This is a genomic window from Pseudomonas salomonii (assembly GCF_900107155.1).
Taxonomy (GTDB): domain Bacteria; phylum Pseudomonadota; class Gammaproteobacteria; order Pseudomonadales; family Pseudomonadaceae; genus Aquipseudomonas; species Aquipseudomonas salomonii.
This window is the reverse complement of record NZ_FNOX01000009.1, coordinates 79158-95917: the sequence shown is the minus strand read 5'-3', so window position 1 is coordinate 95917 and position 16760 is coordinate 79158. Positions and strand designations below refer to the sequence as shown.

The following is a 16760-nucleotide window of genomic DNA, read 5'->3' as shown; positions in this document are numbered from 1 at the left end:
CTGCTGCATTTGTCAGTTACGACCAAACGTGACTGCCTGCTGTACGACAATCACATCACCACACCCGACCGAGCAGACGACAAAAACCACGGAAACATCCTACCAATCCGCCAGATAAGCACTGCTGCGCGCGTCTTAAAACCTCTGCAAAGTCCTTCGCCTGATCACACAGTGCGAGGGATTGCAGATGGTTTTGTTTGTTAGAGCCCGGGCCAAAGGGGCTACCGCTTGAACCCGGCCATTGGCAGGCTGGCCCTGACCCCAATGGACGTGAAGACGGTCGACGTTGAAAGCGTCTTCCGCGATTTTCGCGAATGTCTGAATACCTTTGACGACTGGGCGTCGAGCTTCTGGAGCTTCTCGGCGCTGGATGTCGAGCAGGTGTTCAAGGTCGGGGATGAGGTGGCGCTGGTCGCCCCGATCAACCGCTCCATCATTCCCAGCAGCACCGTCGCCACGTGCCAGGCCAATGGCACGTTGACCCTGGTGCATATGTTCCAAAGCACGCGTTTTGTGCCCATCGGCACTACGCCGGTGGTGCTGCAACGCGTCGATCCTAACGGCGGCCCATTGGGCGAGCCGATCCACCACACCATCGGCCCCAGCGGCATTCTCGAAATCACCGAGTGTGATCGAAATCAAGCGTACCGAATCAGTTTTTATCCCAATGTTTCCAAAGATCACGTCAAGGCACTGTACGCGTCTTATCAGTCAGTGATTGCGGGGTTGGAAGAGCGCCTGCGTAAAGCCTGGAACGACACCTTCCAGGCGCAGTGGGCAATTTATACCGACGCTAAACCGCTCGACCAACGCAGGATGCTGGAGAAAGCGGTTCTCCATGGCATGGGCACGGCGCTCTACACCCTTTGGGACAACTTGACGCAGCTGTATGAGCTGTTGGCGGACATCAAGCCCAACAGCGAAAAGTTGCTGACGTACATCTCCCAGGCCGAGCTTGATGAGCTGCTGACACTCAGCAACGACGCGATCGCCAACGGCCTGCTGGTACTCAGTGATGAGCCGCTGTTGTTCGTTTACGTGTCGGCGATGGTCAGCTGGATGCGCCTGCTGCCGCCGCAAGATATGTATGAGCTGATGGGCGAAATCACCGGCGAGGTGTTGATCAACTTGCTGTTGATTTGGGCGACGGCGGGCATGGGCGTAGCAGTGCGCCTGGGTACCCAGGCGCTCGCACACATCAAGTCTGGACGGGCCCGAAATTTGCTCGAGTTGCTGGCAAAACAGCATGTGGGGCTGACGTTGGAGCCACATGCAACGGCGGTTAAACCTCTGTTGCTGGGCAGTGCCGCGACGCCGATCAAGACCGTGCCGGTTGCGCCGTTGAAAGCCGGGAATGAGTTGGTTGCCAACCCGGTGCCGGCGGTGCGCGGCAAGACGTAGCAGACCGCGTTGGTGCGCCAGGAACCTGTGGATGATGTACCGGCTTCGGGCAAGAACCTCAATGGCGATGCGGCGGCCCCTGCGGACAAAACCGTCACCCACGGTTGCCCGGTGTCGATGGTCACCGGCGAGGAATTGCTGACCCTCACTGATGGCACGTTGGATGGGGTCTTGCCGTTTGAATGGACGCGGCTTTATCGCACCAGCGCGGTGGAAGTGGATGGCGGGTTGGGGTTTGGCTGGAGTCATTCGCTGGCGCACAGGCTTTGTGTTTCCGGTGAGTCGGTGGTGTGGACCGATCATGAAAATCGCCGCACTGAGTTTGTACTGCCTACCGCTGCTCGACCGGCGATTACCAATAGCTTGGCTGAAGCGGCGATTTATTTGGGTGAATTGCCTGATGAGTTGGTGCTGGCTCAGGCGTCGCGTTTTTATCACTTCCACAATGGCGTGCTGGTTGCCATCAGCGATGCGTATGACAACCGGCTGCGAGTTTTTCACGATCGTTTGGGGCGGGTTGAGCGGCTGGATAACGGTGTGGGTCGCTCGCTGTTTCTGCGTTATGAATTGGGCCGCATTGTGGCGGTGGACTATCAGGTTCATCGGGCCAAAGGGCATGAGCCCTTCGAATGGGTGACCGAGCAGAAGTTTGTTTCCTACGCCTATGACGACCTTGGGCGACTGGTTTCTGCGACCAATGCGGTAGGTGAACGCGAGGTTTATCGGTACGACGAGCAGCACGTCATTCTTGAACGTGGGTTGGCCGGTGGCGCGAGTTTCTTTTGGGAATGGGAACGAGCGGGCAAGGCTTCTCGGTGTGTTCGGCATTGGGCCAGCTTTTCGCAGATGGATACGCGGTATGCCTGGGGCGATGACGGCCGTGTCACGGTGTATAACGCCGATGGCAGCCAGGAAGTCTATGTCCACGATGATCGTGCACGTCTGGTGCAGCGCATTGATCCGGACGGCGCTGAACACTTCAAATCCTATGACGACAAGGGCCGCCTGACGGTCGAGCAGGACCCGCTTGGGGCGGTGACGGCGTACCAGTACGACGAAGCCGGACGCTTGGTGGCGCTGTTTCCGGGGGACGATGAGCCGACGTCCTACGAGCATGACAACGGGTTCGTACGGGTCGTAAGGCGTGGGCTCGCCGTCTGGAAGTATGAGCGCAATGATCAGGGCGACGTCATTCGCAAGACCGATCCTGATGGCAATGTCACGGACTACAGCTACAACAAATATGGGCAGCTGACGGGGGTTTGGTTTCCCGACAACAGTTGCCATCGGCTGGTTTGGAATGAGCGCGGGCAGTTGCTTGAGGAGCTGCTGCCCAATGGCGGTATCAAGCGCTATCGCTATGACGACCTTGGTCGGCAGGTTACTCGTGAAGATGAACTCGGCAAGCTCACACAGTACCAATGGGACGCTGCCGGACGCCTGCGAAAACTGACCCAGCCAGGCGGCGCAACGCGCGAATACAGCTACAACGCCTACGGAAAAATCACCGCCGAACACGACGAACTCGGCCACGTCACCCGCTACGAATACGCCGACGGCCTGCACCTGATCAGCCGCCGAATCAACGCCGACGGCACCCATGTTAAGTACCGCTACGACAATGCGCGCCTGCTGCTGACCTCCATCGAAAACGAGGCAGGCGAAACCTACCGGCTCGATTACCACCCCAATGGCCTGATCCAGCAGGAAATCGGCTTTGACGGCCAGCGCACGGCTTACGTGTATGACCTCAACGGCAACCTGGCGGAGAAAACCGAACACGGCGACGACGGCAGTCAGCTCGTTACCCGCTACAAGCGAGACCACGCCGGGCGCCTCGTAAGAAAAACCCTGCCAGACGGCAATATTGTCGACTATGCCTACGACCGCCAAGGCAATCTCCTTAGCGTCGACGACGGCCACTGGGCGCTCGCCTACGAATACGACCCACAAAACCGCCTCACCGCCGAACACCAGGGCTGGGGCACTTTGCGCTACGGCTACGACGCCTGCGGGCAGCTTAAAAAGCTGCGCCTGCCGGACAATAACCGGTTGGTGTTCAACCACGACAAAGGCGGCCACCTTTCCACCGTCGAACTGAACGGCGAGACCCTCACGTCCCACCTGTTCAAAACCGGCCGCGAACACCAACGCCAACAAGGCCAACTCCTCAGCCACTACCACTACGACGACCAGAACCGCCTGCACGCCCACGCCGTCAGCCAACAGCAACACACGCTTTACCAACGCCAATACGACTACGACACCGCCGGCAACCTCACCCGCCTGCTCGACACCCGCAAAGGCGAACACCACTACCACTACGACCCCCTGGCCCGCCTGACCCGCGCCGATCACTCGCAAGACGTGCAGGAACGCTTCGGCCACGACCCGGCCGGCAACCTGCTGATGCAAGACCGCCCCGGCCCGGACATCGTGGCGGGGAATCGGTTGATGATCCAAGGCGATCATCATTACGACTACGACGCCTTCGGCAATTTGATCCGCCAGCGGCGTGGCAGGGGTCATCAGCTCGTTACGGAGTACCGCTACGACTGCCAGCATCGGTTGGTGGGTATTACTCAACCAAACGGGCAAACCGCCAGCTACCGCTATGACCCGTTTGGGCGGCGGATCAGCAAGACGGTGGATGGGAAAACCACGGAGTTTTTCTGGCAAGGCGACAAGCTGGTAGCTGAACACCACGCGGATCGGCATCGCAGCTATATCTACGAGCCAGACAGTTTTCGGCCGCTAGCACTACTGGAAGGTTTTGGCCCAGAAGACACCAAGCCCTTCCACTACCAACTCGACCACCTCGGCACGCCACAGGAACTCACAAACCCCGAAGGCGAAATCGTCTGGTCCGCGCACTACCGCGCCTACGGCGAAATCGCCCGCCTAGACGTCAGAAAAATCGACAACCCGCTGCGCTTCCAGGGCCAATATTTTGATGCGGAAAGCGGGCTGCACTACAACCGCCATCGCTACTACAATCCGGATATTGGTCGTTACCTGACGCCGGACCCGGTGAAGCTGGCGGGTGGGATTAATACGTACCAATACGTGCCGAACCCTACCGGGTGGGTGGATCCGCTAGGTTTGAACTCGTGCCCTGGTGAGGATGGCTGTAAATCAAAATCTGAAGCGGTAGACATCGCCAAAGCGAAAGTAAACAAGGGAGAGCCCAAACAGCCAGCCAGCAACAGCGAATACTTATTCCGTGGCGATGACAAAACTCCAGACCGTATTTTTCAACATGGTTTTAAAAGCAAGGGCGACAGCAATGACTTATACTTGCACGCGCTCGACAGCAACAACCCACCGAGCAACTTCATAAGTACTTCTCCCTCGAAACTTATCGGAATTGATTTTGCGACCGAATACGGAACTCGAAAAGGCTTTCTCTACGCGCTAAAAAAGATTCCCGGTCGTGACGTTAACAAAGAATTAGGAAAATTAGCTCCTTTTGACAATGAAGGCGAAATAGCTATACAAAGCAAGATAAATACAGAAGACATTTTGGGTGCGACGCCTATGAAACGAGATGGCAGCTATGTGGGATATTCGATTCCAAACCCAAACAGGAAAATAAAATGAAAACAAAAAAAATTAAAGCCATAATAAATAACGTAGAAAAATATGTCACTTTCAAATATGACTCCACCCATATAAAGTTGAAATTTTCTGAAGCAGATAATTTCGCGAAGGTGTACACAGCAGAAGACATATACCAATGCTTGGCAAAAGTTAGAGCAGACTTCCCTCATATAAAATTTCTTTGTAAAGGTGCGAAAATCAATGTTAGGCCTTCTAGCATGGCCTCGCAGATGAGTGGAGGAATGGTTGCTTATGAATTGACTCTTGGGAAACGCGCTACACGAGAAGACTTGGTCAACATATTTGACTTTGAAGAACATAACCTCACGAGCGACCCAAAGGAGCAATATAATTTTTACAAAGAATGGATAACGTCTATAGGTGCAGATCGAACTGAAACCGCTGATCTAAAAGACAGTAACGACTGATGAAGTCAGTTAATACCAACGCCGTGGTGAGATACTCACCCGCCACAGGCACACAAACCAAAATCAGATCCCGGCCAACGCTATGATCTGGATTTTGGTGAAGCCAGCGTTGTCAAGGGCGGCGGCTACGTGTTTGCAGAAGTTGACCTAGGCCGCGTCGTTGTCTATATGAGCGCCGTGCATCACACCGCAACGACCGTAGTCGGTGTATTCGCAGAAGTAGGTGTCGAGCAACACGATCATGTCCGGCACAACGTCATAAAGACTATTCATTAATTAATCCCAATAGAGATTAGAAAGTGAAAAAATTAGAGATCATCACAATCAGAAATTCGATTCGCGAAAATGCGACCATCGAGTGTGATGGAAAAACAGCAACGCTCTCGATAACGTTCGCGAACGGCGTAAAAGAAACTTACACCGACATTGATATCTATATGTGTTTTGGCCTAATGAGAAAAGACTTTAGCGACATAAAATTCCTCTGTAAAGGCGCTAAACTCAATGTATATCCTTCGGCAATGTGCTCACAAATGTCTAGTGGATTGGTTGCTTACGAAACAAAACTAGGTGATCCGGACGCGAAGCTCGTTCGTATATTCGATTATGAAGAAAATGAACTCACAAACGACATTAACGAGCAAATTGCGTACCGCACACAATGGTCTGAATCACTGTATTCATAGCTTGAAGCTCCTGTGACGAGCCCCCTCACTCGCCACAGGCCCGCAGCCCAAAATCAGATCCCAGCCAACGCCAAATCCATCGCAAAATACGTAAAAATCAAATCCGCGCCAGCCCGTTTGATCGACCCCAACGTCTCGCGCACTACCCGCGCCTCATCAATCGCCCCGGCCTGGGCGCCAAACTTGATCATCGCGTATTCGCCACTCACCTGATACGCCGCCACCGGCAAGCGTGAGGCTTCGCGAATGTCGCGGATGATGTCGAGGTAGGCGCCAGCCGGTTTGACCATCAGCGCATCGGCGCCTTCCTGTTCGTCGAGCAGGGATTCGCGCACGGCTTCGCGGCGGTTCATTGGGTTCATCTGGTAGCTTTTGCGGTCGCCTTTGAGAGCGCTGCCGCCAGCTTCGCGGAACGGACCGTAGAGGGCCGAGGCGAATTTGGTGGAGTAGGCCATGATCGGGATATGGGTGAAACCCGCGTCATCGAGGGCGCGGCGGATGGCCTGGACCTGGCCGTCCATGGCGGCCGACGGTGCGATGACATCGGCGCCGGCACGGGCAGCGGCCACGGCTTGTTTGCCGAGGTTGACCAGCGTCGCGTCGTTGTCGACGTGGGCGCCGTGCATCACGCCGCAGTGGCCGTGGTCGGTGTATTCGCAGAAGCAGGTGTCGGACATCACGATCATGTCCGGCACAGCGTCCTTGATGATCGAGGACATGCGCGAGACCAGGCCGCGTTCCTTCCAGGTGTCGCTGCCGTTGGCGTCCAGGTGGTGGGACACGCCGAAAGTCATCACAGACTTGATCCCGGCACGGGCATAACGCTCGATTTCACCGGCCAGTTTTTTCTCAGGAATACGCACCACACCCGGCATGCTGGTGATCGGCACGAAGTCATCGATTTCTTCTTCGACGAAAATCGGCAGTACCAGGTCGTTGAGGGTGAATTCGGTTTCCTGGAACAGGCCACGCAGCTCCGGGGAGCGGCGCAGGCGGCGAGGACGGGCTTGGGGGAACTGGCTGGTCATGGCTTTCCTGGATAGCGGCAGAATATTTGGGGCAAAAGCTTATGCCCCTTGGCCCCCGCAGCACAAACGCCCAGGGGCCAATAGTGTATTGCGTGGGCCGTAACAATATATTGATCTAGAGCTGGACTCGCCCTTCGATGCACACCGCCACTGCGCCGCCAACCCAGATTTCATCGCCCTGGCGCTCTACGCGAATCCGCCCGGCACGACCAATCACGGTGCCCTGGCTGACCACATACCGCGCGGGCGCAAGGCCTTCGGCCAGCAACCATTGGGCAACACCGGCATTCAAACTGCCGGTGGCCGGGTCTTCCTGGGCGCCGTCACCGGCGATAAAAGCGCGCACTTCAAAGTGGCTGTCCACGTCGTCACGCGCCGGGTCACAGGGCGCGATGACGCCAATGGCCAAGCCATGCAATTGCGAAAAGTCAGGCTGCAAGGCCAACACTTGATCGCGCTGGCCCAGCATCACCGCCAGCCAACCTGCGCCATTATCCACCCACTGGCTGCGCACAATGGCCTCAGGTGCCAGGCCCAACCCCAGGCGCACGCGCTCCAGCAGGGGCGCTTCCACCGGCCCCGTGCGCAACAACGGTGGTGCAATAAACGCCAGTTCATCGCCTTGGCGACGGACACGCACCAGGCCGATTTCGCACTCCTGGATAATCTCCTCACCTTTGGGCACGCCGCCTGCCTGCAGCCACGCATGGCAACTGCCCAGAGTCGGGTGCCCGGCAAACGGCAGCTCTTTAAGCGTGGTGAAAATTCTTACCCGGTAATCCGCCCGTGGGTCCCGCGGCGTCAGCAAAAACGTGGTCTCGCTAAGGTTGGTCCAGTTGGCGAAGTCGGCCATTTGCTGGTCCGTAAGGCTATCGGCGCCGAGCACGACCGCCAGGGGGTTGCCCTTGAGCGAAACACCGCTGAACACATCCAGTTGCTTGAAATCGAAAGTCGGCATGTCTTAGCTCGGAATACTCAGGCCACGCATCACCGCCGGGCGGGCGACAAAACCGTCCAGTGCACGCAGCACATTAGGGAAATCAGCGATGCCGACCAAGTCGCCGGACTCGTAAAACCCGATCAAATTACGGATCCACGGGAAGGTGGCAATGTCGGCGATGCTGTATTCATCACCCATGATCCAGGTGCGACCCAGCAAGTGTTTTTCCAGCACGCCGAGCAAACGCCGAGATTCGGCGGCGTAGCGGTCACGCGGACGTTTGTCTTCGTATGCTTTGCCGGCGAACTTGTTGAAGAACCCGACCTGGCCGAACATCGGACCGATACCGGCCATCTGAAACATCAGCCACTGCAGGGTTTCGTAGCGGGTGGCCGGGTCTTCGGAGAGCAACTGGCTGGTTTTCTCCGCCAGGTAAATCAGGATCGCGCCGGACTCGAACAACGCCAGCGGCTGGCCGCTCGGGCCATTGGGGTCGATGATCGCGGGAATCTTGTTGTTGGGGTTTAAGGACATGAACTCCGGCGACAACTGGTCCTGGGTCTCGAAACTGACCTTGTGTGCTTCGTAAGGCAGCCCCAGTTCTTCCAGCATGATCGACACCTTGACCCCATTGGGCGTGGGCAGCGAATACAGCTGCAAGCGCTCCGGGTGCTGGGCAGGCCATTTGCTGTTGATCGGGAAAGCGGCGAGTGCGTTCATCGGGAAGTCCCCAGGCTCAAAGTCCCCATGATAGCCACCTGCACGCCGTCCTGCATGGGTCATCATTGCGCAACATAGCCGCGCTATGGTGCGCGCAGGCGAACCAAAGAGCCGATTCACACTCTTAACTGCGCCATGACGGTGAAAGGAAGACACCCCGTAACAATCACAGGTTAAACCGCAGCACGCCGGATGCGTCGCTGGGGCCAGGCTTGTCCGCCTTAATCGCTGCACTGAAGACTCGAACCTACAATGACAATCAAGCCTCTGTGCCTTGTGCAACGTCTTAAACGTTATGCCTACATCGTGTTGCCGCTGTCGTTGGTGGGCGGCGCCATCGGCCTGACCCTGGAGTCGCGAATCAGCCGCGCCGCGCCGGTGGATGGTGTGCAAACCCTGGTGTTCCTGCGTCACGGCGAAAAACCCGTTGGCGGCCTCGGCCAGCTCAATTGCCAGGGCCTGAATCGCGCAATGAACCTGGCCACCGTGCTGCCGGAAAAATTCGGCAAGGCCAATTACGTGTTTGCGCCCGACCCGACGCGCAATGTCGAGGAAGGGGAGCACGACAATTCCTACAGCTACATTCGCCCCCTGATGACCATCAGCCCCAGCGCCATCAAGCTTGGCCTGCCGGTGAACATCAAGTACTCCGCCAATGACACCCACGACCTCGCCGATGAACTGGTGGAAGACAAGTACCACAACTCAATCATCTACACCGCCTGGTCCCACGGCTACCTGCCGGAGCTGATCAACCGGGTGGCCAGTGAAGCCTCGGGTGAAAAACACACCATCACCGACGATTGGTCGGGCGGCGATTACGACACGCTCTATGTACTGACGCTGACCTGGCATAACGGCAAGGCTTCACTGCTGAGCCGCAACTACAAACAAGGCCTGGATAACGGCCAGCAGACATGCCCGGATGCAACGCAAGTGAGCGCGGATATCTGAAACCCTGCAGATAGAGCCTACGCTCCCGCGCAGGAGTTCATTCCGTGACGCTCAAGGTGTTGGGGCCAGCATCACGACGCAGAGCGTCTCGGCCTGCATTCCCACGCAGGAGCGTGGGAATGATCGGTGGCAGGCGCGTATGATGCCCCGCTATTGAATCATCTGCGGACTTGCACCATGCCCAACCTCATCTCCACCCAGCCCAACCGGGGCTGGTCGTTCTGGTGGAAACCAGCGCTGTTCGTGTTGGTGGCCTGCATCGGCCTCTATTACGTGAAGTGGTCGCCCTACTACCTCAAGGCCTTTGTCGCTGCGGATAACCACAGCATCGGCGCCTCGATTCTCAACGACCAGCAAAGCTCACCCTTGGCCGCGGCACTGGCCTATGCCCAGGTGTATTTCCTGGCGATCTGGAAAGCTGCCGTGCTGGCGGTGATTCTGGGTTCGCTGCTGCAAGTGTTGATCCCCCGTGACTGGTTGCTGCGCCTGTTCGGCCGCGCCGGGCTGGGGTCTACCGTGCGTGGCGGGCTGTTCGCCTTGCCGGGGATGATGTGCAGTTGCTGCGCGGCTCCGGTGGCAGCGGGCATGCGCCGTCAGCAGGTGTCGGTGGGCGCGGCGCTGGCCTTCTGGATCGCCAACCCGGTGCTGAACCCGGCAACCTTGGTGTTCATGGGCTTTGTACTCGGCTGGGGCTTTACTGCGCTGCGGCTGGTGGCGGGGGTTGTGCTGGTGGTGGGTGTGTCGCTGGTTGCACAACGCATTGCCCGCCCCGATCACGTGCCGGAAGCAGCATTGGACGCCGTGGCTGAGGTGAGCCAGGCCGAGTCGCAGCCATTTTTGAGCCGGTGGTTGCAGACTCTGTGGCAGCTGTTCTGGAGCACGATCCCGATCTATATCGTCGCCGTGCTGATTCTGGGCGCCGCACGGGTATGGCTGTTTCCCCATGTCGACGGTGCCATGGCCAATAGCCTGGTGTGGCTGGTGCCGCTGGCCATCGTCGGCACGCTGTTCGTGATTCCTACGGCAGCCGAGATTCCTATCGTACAAACCATGATGACATTGGGCATGGGCACCGGCCCGGCCGTGGCATTGCTGATGACCTTGCCCAGCGTGAGCCTGCCGTCGCTGTTGATGCTGCGCAAGGATTTCGACGCGCGGGTGCTGGTGACGGTGGCTGGGCTGACCATGCTGGTGGGGGTGGTGTGTGGGTTGATCGGGGCGGTGATTCTTTAGGCTTTGCTGTGAGGCTTAGGGCCTCATCGCAGGCAAGCCAGCTCCCACATTTGACGGCATTCACAGGTCAACCTGTGGGAGCTGGCTTGCCTGCGAAGAGGCCCTCAAACCCACTGCATTAATTGCGCCTGGCAACCCGCTCACGCAAGTACTCCACCACAGCGCCCTGCTCCCCGGCAAACTCGATCCGCGCGCCTTTGCTTTCCCGCTGGAACGCATACATCGGGTCGTAGTACTCGCGCAACAAGCCTTCAATCCACACCCGGTGCAAATCCACGGCACCACTGCGCGCTTGTTCCGTCAAAGCTTCCTGCAATATGGCCTGCAGGCGCTGAAAGCGCTCGCCACCCAGGCGCTTGTGGATGTTGGCCAGGCTCTGGGTCAAGCGCTCGGCAAACAACGCCTGCCCGCTTTCGCCAAACACCGCGATAAATTCAGCGCAGAGATCAACCACGTAATCACGCAAAATCCGTTCGACGCGGCCTTCAACACTGTCTTGCAGCCATACCATCGGGAAGGTCTGCATGCCCTTGTGTAACGGCAAAGGCAGTGCACAGCTGCCGATCATGCGGCTCTCGTCTTCGACCACAAACTGTTCGATACCACCCGCGCGTTTCTTCAGCAGGTCCACCGCCAGGCGGTTTTCAAAGTCGATGTTGGACGGTTGCACCGTGGCGCGCTTGCCGAAGCTGGAGCCGCGATGGTTGGCGTGCCCTTCAAGGTCCAGGGCATTGCGCACCTGGCCCAACACCTCGGTCTTGCCGGTGCCGGTCATGCCGCCGAGCAACACAAAATCACACTCGGCCGTCGCCTGCTCCAGGGTCTCCAGCAGAAAGGTACGCATGGCCTTATAGCCACCGCCGACACGCGGATAGTCGATACCCGCCTCGGTCTTTAACCATTGCTGCACGATTTGCGAGCGCAGCCCGCCGCGAAAGCAGTACAGATAGCCGTCGGGGTTGGCCTGGGCGAACCGCGCCCAATGCTCGATGCGCTCGGCCTTGATGGCCCCGGACACCAACTCATGCCCCAGCACGATGGCCGCTTGCTGGCCTTGCTGTTTGTAGCAGGTGCCGACCCGCTGGCGTTCGTCGTCGGTCATCAGCGGCAGGTTGACCACACCGGGGAACGCGCCCTTGGTGAACTCGATCGGCGCGCGGGTATCCATCATCGGCCGGTCATTGAGGAAGATGCTGCGGTAGTCGGTGATGTCAATTGCCATCAAAACACCTCTACCGCGTGGGTCTGTCGCTCAACCAGTGCGCCGATCGGCTCAAGGCTCAGGCCCAGTTCTGCGGCCACAGTGTGAAACTCGGCGTCGCCCTCCGGGGTGACGGCAATCAACAGGCCGCCACTGGTCTGTGGGTCGCACAGCACACGCTTGTGCAGTTCCTGCAGACGCCCCAGCTTGCTTGAATAGCTGTCGAAATTGCGCAAGGTGCCACCGGGCATGCAGCCTTGGTCCAGGTAGTCTTCGATCCCTGGCAGGAGTGGGACTCTGGCATATTCGATGCGGGCCGTGAGACCACTGCCGTCAGCCATTTCCACCAAATGCCCCAACAGGCCGAAACCGGTGACATCGGTCATGGCGGTGACGCCGGCCAACTTGCCAAAACGGCTGCCAGGCTTGTTGAGCGTGCACATCCAGTCACGGGCCAGGCCGATATCCGCCTCGCGCAATTTGCCCTTTTTCTCGGCGGTGGTAAGGATGCCGATGCCCAGCGGTTTGGTCAGGTACAGCTGGCAACCCGCGGTGGCGGTGTCGTTGCGCTTCATATGGCGCTTTTGCACGATGCCGGTCACGGCCAGGCCGAATATCGGCTCCGGCGCGTCGATGGAGTGCCCGCCGGCCAGTGGAATGCCGGCGGCGTCGCACACCGAGCGACCGCCACGGATCACTTCGCGGGCGACTTCCGGCGCCAGCACGTTCACTGGCCAGCCCAGAATCGCAATGGCCATCAGCGGGTCGCCACCCATGGCGTAAATGTCACTGATGGCGTTGGTGGCAGCAATACGGCCGAAGTCGAAGGGATCATCGACAATCGGCATGAAAAAGTCGGTGGTGGAGACCACGCCACGCTCGTCATCGATGGCGTACACCGCCGCATCGTCGCGCGAGGCGTTGCCCACCCACAGGTTGGGGTCGAGGTTCTGTGCGCCGCTGCCGGCAAGGATCACTTCCAGCACCTGGGGCGAAATCTTGCAGCCGCAACCCGCGCCATGGCTGTACTGGGTGAGGCGAATCGGCTCGTTCATGGTGGACCTCAAGGTAACAAGTGGCACGATTCTAACAGACAGCAAAAAGCCGGCTGGGCTCTTGTGAGCGCAGCCGGCTTTTGGGTTCAGCGCTTACTGGCGGGCAGCGAGCAAACGCTTGTGGCGGTTACGTCGGGCAATGTTCAGGCATTCGATCACCGCCGAGAACGCCATGGCCGCATACACGTAGCCTTTTGGCACGTGGGCGCCGAAGCCTTCGGCGATCAGCGTCATGCCGATCATGATCAAGAAGCCCAGGGCCAGCATCACCACGGTCGGGTTGTCGTTAATGAACTTGGCCAACGGTTCAGCCGCCACCAACATCACGATCACCGAGACGACTACTGCGATGATCATGATCGGCAAGTGCTCGGTCATGCCCACGGCGGTAATGATGCTGTCGATGGAGAACACCAGGTCGAGCAACAGGATCTGCCCAATCGCGGCGGCAAAGCCGATGGCCACGGTGTTGCTGACGCTGGCCTTGTCCTCGGGCTCCGGGTCCATGCTGTGGTGGATCTCGGTGGTAGCCTTCCACACCAGGAACAGGCCACCGGCAATCAGGATCATGTCTTTCCAGGAGAACGCCTGATCGAAGATCTCGAACACCGGCGCCGTCAACTGCACGATAAACGCGATGGTGCTCAACAGGCCCAGACGCAGGATCAACGCCATACTGATGCCAATACGCCGCGCTTTGGCCCGGTGTTTCTCGGGCAATTTATTGGTAAGGATCGAGATGAAGATCAGGTTGTCGATGCCCAGCACGATCTCCATGACGATCAAGGTGGCCAGTGCGACCCAGGCGGTCGGGCTGGCGGCCAGTTGTAAAAGGTAGTCCATAGGTCAGTCCTGACGTTGTGCTGGGAAATTAAGCTTCTTTACGTTCGGTTTCAGATTCTTTTTCGGCCTGCTCAGCGTCTTTTTCAGGCTGGATCAAACCCTGGGTCGCTTCACTCAATGCCTGCTCGGCGGCCTTGTGGGTGTCATCGATGGCTTGTTTGGCCGATTCGGTGGCTTTGCCCAGCACCTGCTGCGCGCTCTTTTCGACTTGATCACAGCCGCTGATCATCACCAATGAAAGCGCAAGGACGGACGCCGCGCCCAGGGAATTGAGTTTCATCATGTATTCCTCGTTAGAACCATTGGGTCCAAATAGTGGCCCCTCGATAGCGAGGCATTCTATGCAGCTGAACACTTCAGTAAAATTCGTATTTTTCTCATATATACTTCGATTTTTACGAAGTGTAGGCCGCCATGCTCAATTATCGACAATTGCATTACTTCTGGGTGGTGGCCAAGACCGGCAGTATTGTGCGCGCGTGTGAGCAGCTGAACCTCACGCCCCAGACCATCAGCGGCCAGATCAGCCTGCTGGAGCAGACCTTTGGTATCGCGCTGTTTCAACGCGTCGGTCGCCAATTGGAACTCACCGAAGCCGGGCGACGGGCCTTGCCCTACGCCGAACAGATGTTCCAGACCGGTAACGAACTGGAAGCCATGTTGCGCGCAGCACCCGACGAACAGCAGATCCTGTTTCGGGTCGGGGTGGCGGATGTGGTGCCCAAGTCCATCGTTTACCGGCTGATCGCGCCGACCATGGAGCTGAGCGAGCCGATGCGCATCACCTGCCGTGAAGACAAACTCGAACGCTTACTGGCCGACCTGGCGATTCAGCGCCTTGACCTGGTGATCTCCGACAGCCCGATGCCTACGCATTTGGACATCAAAGGCTACAGCCAGAAACTCGGGGAATGCGGCATCAGCTTTTTTGCCACTCAGGCGTTGGCTGACCAATACGGCGGCGATTTCCCACACTGCCTGCAGGGCGCGCCGTTATTGATTCCGGGTGCCGAGACGGTGGTGCGCAGCCGCTTGCAGCGCTGGTTTGCCGAGCAGCAGATCCAGCCGAGGATCATCGGTGAGTTCGACGACAGCGCGTTGATGCAGGCGTTTGGGCAGTCGGGCAGCGGGATATTTATTGCCCCCAGCGTGATCGCCGATGAGGTGGTGCGCCAATATGGCGTAGCGCTGATCGGCCAGACCGATGCGGTCACCGAGTCGTTCTACGCAATCTCGGTGGAGCGCAAGATCAAACACCCCGGCATCGTGGCGATTACCGAAGGGGCGCGGCGCGAGCTGTTTACCGCCCTGCCCTGACGGCAAGGTTGATCGTTCCCACGCTCCGCGTGGGAATGCCGCCTCGGACGCTCCGCGTCCTGCTGTTAACGCGGTGACGCGGAGCGTCACAGGATGCATGCCCACGCAGAGCGTGGGAACGATCAAGCGCGGGCAGGCATAGGTTTCGCGGTCATCAACCACAGCGCCAGCAGGATCGACACCAGGATAAACCCGGACGCCGCGAAGCCCAGGCTGGCAAGCCCCAGGGTGTCAATCACATGCCCACCCACCATGGCCCCCAGGCCAATCCCCAGATTGGCCCCGGCGATGTTCAATGACGCGGCAAACGCCGGGGCGTGGGGCGCGGCTTTCATCAGGCGCACATGGCTGACCAGAAACATCGCCGCCTGGGTCACGCCCCACACCGCCATCGCCGCTGCCAGGCCAATACTGGAGTGAATCGCCGGGACCACCGCGACCATGCCGGCGATCATGAACCCGCAGAACACCATGGACGCAATCAGCGGATGACGGTCCACCGCACGCCCGCCAAGGGCGTTGCCGATCAGGCCCACCGCGCCAAAGCCCATCAGGCACCAGCCCACCCGCGTGCCGTCGAAGCCGGCCAGGCGCTCGAGGATGTCCGCCAGATAGGTGTATGCGGTAAACATGCCGCTGAACACCAGGATCGACAGCAGGATATGGCCCTGCATCAACGGGCTGCGCAGGATCTTGAACTGCGAGCGCAGGCTCACCTGATCGTTCTTGGGTGTGGTCACCGGCAGGTAGATAAACAGCAGCAAGGCCTTGGCCAACGCGACCACGGCGAGAATGGCAAACGCGGTGCGCCAGCCGAACATATCGGAAATCAAGGTGCCCACCGGAATGCCGAACACCGTGGCGCAGACAATCCCGAAACCGATTTTTTCAATGGCCCGGCCGGCGAATTCCGGCCCGACGATATCCACTGCCGTTTCACTCGCCAAGGCCCAAAACACTGGCAAACCCAACGCCGGAATCAAGCGCGCCAAGGCCATGACCCAGATATTCGGCGCCAATGCCGCCACGGTATTGGCCAGCGCAAACATGATCAGAATGCTGATAAACAGGCGCTTGCGCTGGAACCGAGCGAAGTATGCGGTCAGGAACGGTCCGAACGCCGCCACGGTAAATGCGAACAGCGTTACCAGCAGCCCGGCCTGGGACACGCTGACGTTCAGGTCGCGGGCGATCGACGGCAGCAGCCCGACAATGATGAATTCTGTGGTCAGCACGGTAAAACCGGCGGCCGACAGCAGCAGGATAGGGAACAACATGAAAACTCCAGAAACGACGACATCAACGACAGCCCGAAGGGCTCGCTGACAGAGAGGAAAGATGAGAGGCGGCAATC

The 16760-nt window shown here is 58.5% G+C and carries 13 protein-coding genes and 2 pseudogenes; 6 read left to right on the top strand and 9 right to left on the bottom strand.

What is annotated here, in order from left to right:
* Positions 1-264 precede the first annotated feature (264 nt).
* Positions 265-5001: pseudogene (locus tag BLV67_RS20575) on the top strand (RHS repeat-associated core domain-containing protein).
* On the top strand, positions 4998-5429 hold the full coding sequence (locus tag BLV67_RS20570; protein WP_069786978.1) for a hypothetical protein: 432 nt from the start codon (positions 4998-5000) through the stop codon (positions 5427-5429). Before BLV67_RS20575 ends, BLV67_RS20570 begins: the two are co-directional and overlap by 4 nt.
* A 156-nt stretch (positions 5430-5585) precedes the next feature.
* On the opposite strand, the pseudogene BLV67_RS33710 reads toward BLV67_RS20570, so the two are convergent.
* Positions 5586-5687: pseudogene (locus BLV67_RS33710) on the bottom strand (porphobilinogen synthase); the annotation flags it as partial.
* Positions 5688-5728: 41 nt separating this feature from the next.
* Between BLV67_RS33710 and BLV67_RS20560 the strand changes: the two are divergent.
* Complete coding sequence (locus BLV67_RS20560; protein ID WP_069786977.1) at positions 5729-6115, top strand: hypothetical protein; 387 nt, start codon at positions 5729-5731, stop codon at positions 6113-6115.
* Between the two features lie 53 nt (positions 6116-6168).
* Here BLV67_RS20560 and hemB read toward each other — a convergent pair whose 3' ends face one another.
* From hemB to BLV67_RS20545, 3 genes are all read right to left on the bottom strand, one after another.
* Positions 6169-7143 carry a porphobilinogen synthase gene (gene hemB / locus BLV67_RS20555; protein ID WP_069786976.1) on the bottom strand — a complete coding sequence of 325 codons (975 nt, stop codon included), beginning with the start codon at positions 7141-7143 and terminating at the stop codon, positions 6169-6171.
* A 115-nt stretch (positions 7144-7258) separates the two neighbouring features.
* The gene (locus BLV67_RS20550) at positions 7259-8101 is read right to left on the bottom strand and encodes a PhzF family phenazine biosynthesis protein (protein ID WP_069786975.1); all 843 of its coding nucleotides are present in this window, start codon (positions 8099-8101) and stop codon (positions 7259-7261) included.
* Between the two features lie 3 nt (positions 8102-8104).
* On the bottom strand, positions 8105-8803 hold the full coding sequence (locus tag BLV67_RS20545) for a glutathione S-transferase N-terminal domain-containing protein (protein ID WP_058420871.1): 699 nt from the start codon (positions 8801-8803) through the stop codon (positions 8105-8107).
* Between the two features lie 252 nt (positions 8804-9055).
* Between BLV67_RS20545 and BLV67_RS20540 the strand changes: the two genes are divergently transcribed.
* Positions 9056-9757 (top strand): histidine phosphatase family protein, encoded by a 702-nt coding sequence (locus BLV67_RS20540; protein WP_065912377.1) that lies wholly within the window; start codon positions 9056-9058, stop codon positions 9755-9757.
* Between the two features lie 177 nt (positions 9758-9934).
* Positions 9935-10990 carry a permease gene (locus tag BLV67_RS20535; protein WP_069786974.1) on the top strand — a complete coding sequence of 352 codons (1056 nt, stop codon included), beginning with the start codon at positions 9935-9937 and terminating at the stop codon, positions 10988-10990.
* Positions 10991-11108: 118 nt separating this feature from the next.
* Here BLV67_RS20535 and mnmH read toward each other — a convergent pair whose 3' ends face one another.
* The 4 genes from mnmH to BLV67_RS20515 form a co-directional block, all read right to left on the bottom strand.
* Positions 11109-12212, bottom strand: coding sequence for a tRNA 2-selenouridine(34) synthase MnmH (gene mnmH / locus BLV67_RS20530; protein ID WP_069786973.1), 1104 nt, complete (start codon positions 12210-12212; stop codon positions 11109-11111).
* Positions 12212-13246 (bottom strand): selenide, water dikinase SelD, encoded by a 1035-nt coding sequence (gene selD, locus BLV67_RS20525; protein WP_069786972.1) that lies wholly within the window; start codon positions 13244-13246, stop codon positions 12212-12214. The genes mnmH and selD overlap by 1 nt, the downstream gene beginning before the upstream one ends.
* A 93-nt stretch (positions 13247-13339) precedes the next feature.
* Positions 13340-14089 carry a TerC family protein gene (locus BLV67_RS20520; protein WP_074854512.1) on the bottom strand — a complete coding sequence of 250 codons (750 nt, stop codon included), beginning with the start codon at positions 14087-14089 and terminating at the stop codon, positions 13340-13342.
* A 28-nt stretch (positions 14090-14117) separates the two neighbouring features.
* A complete protein-coding gene (locus BLV67_RS20515) occupies positions 14118-14369 on the bottom strand; it encodes a hypothetical protein (RefSeq protein ID WP_065912366.1) in 252 nt (83 codons plus the stop codon).
* A gap of 134 nt (positions 14370-14503) precedes the next feature.
* Here BLV67_RS20515 and nhaR point away from each other — a divergent pair, with 134 nt between their 5' ends.
* Positions 14504-15406: a transcriptional activator NhaR gene (gene nhaR / locus BLV67_RS20510; RefSeq protein ID WP_065912365.1), complete on the top strand. Its 903-nt coding sequence runs from the start codon at positions 14504-14506 to the stop codon at positions 15404-15406.
* A 122-nt stretch (positions 15407-15528) separates the two neighbouring features.
* On the opposite strand, the gene BLV67_RS20505 is transcribed toward nhaR, so the two are convergent.
* On the bottom strand, positions 15529-16683 hold the full coding sequence (locus tag BLV67_RS20505) for an MFS transporter (protein WP_069786968.1): 1155 nt from the start codon (positions 16681-16683) through the stop codon (positions 15529-15531).
* Between the last annotated feature and the right edge of the window lie 77 nt (positions 16684-16760).

Excerpts from the sequence above, each read along its gene's own strand:
- BLV67_RS20570 (WP_069786978.1), top strand. The coding sequence starts at position 4,998 with ATGAAAACAAAAAAAATTAAAGCCATAATAAATAACGTAGAAAAATAT.
- hemB (WP_069786976.1), bottom strand. The coding sequence starts at position 7,143 with ATGACCAGCCAGTTCCCCCAAGCCCGTCCTCGCCGCCTGCGCCGCTCC.
- BLV67_RS20550 (WP_069786975.1), bottom strand. The coding sequence starts at position 8,101 with ATGCCGACTTTCGATTTCAAGCAACTGGATGTGTTCAGCGGTGTTTCG.
- BLV67_RS20545 (WP_058420871.1), bottom strand. The coding sequence starts at position 8,803 with ATGAACGCACTCGCCGCTTTCCCGATCAACAGCAAATGGCCTGCCCAG.
- BLV67_RS20540 (WP_065912377.1), top strand. The coding sequence starts at position 9,056 with ATGACAATCAAGCCTCTGTGCCTTGTGCAACGTCTTAAACGTTATGCC.
- BLV67_RS20535 (WP_069786974.1), top strand. The coding sequence starts at position 9,935 with ATGCCCAACCTCATCTCCACCCAGCCCAACCGGGGCTGGTCGTTCTGG.
- mnmH (WP_069786973.1), bottom strand. The coding sequence starts at position 12,212 with ATGGCAATTGACATCACCGACTACCGCAGCATCTTCCTCAATGACCGG.
- selD (WP_069786972.1), bottom strand. The coding sequence starts at position 13,246 with ATGAACGAGCCGATTCGCCTCACCCAGTACAGCCATGGCGCGGGTTGC.
- BLV67_RS20520 (WP_074854512.1), bottom strand. The coding sequence starts at position 14,089 with ATGGACTACCTTTTACAACTGGCCGCCAGCCCGACCGCCTGGGTCGCA.
- BLV67_RS20515 (WP_065912366.1), bottom strand. The coding sequence starts at position 14,369 with ATGAAACTCAATTCCCTGGGCGCGGCGTCCGTCCTTGCGCTTTCATTG.
- nhaR (WP_065912365.1), top strand. The coding sequence starts at position 14,504 with ATGCTCAATTATCGACAATTGCATTACTTCTGGGTGGTGGCCAAGACC.
- BLV67_RS20505 (WP_069786968.1), bottom strand. The coding sequence starts at position 16,683 with ATGTTGTTCCCTATCCTGCTGCTGTCGGCCGCCGGTTTTACCGTGCTG.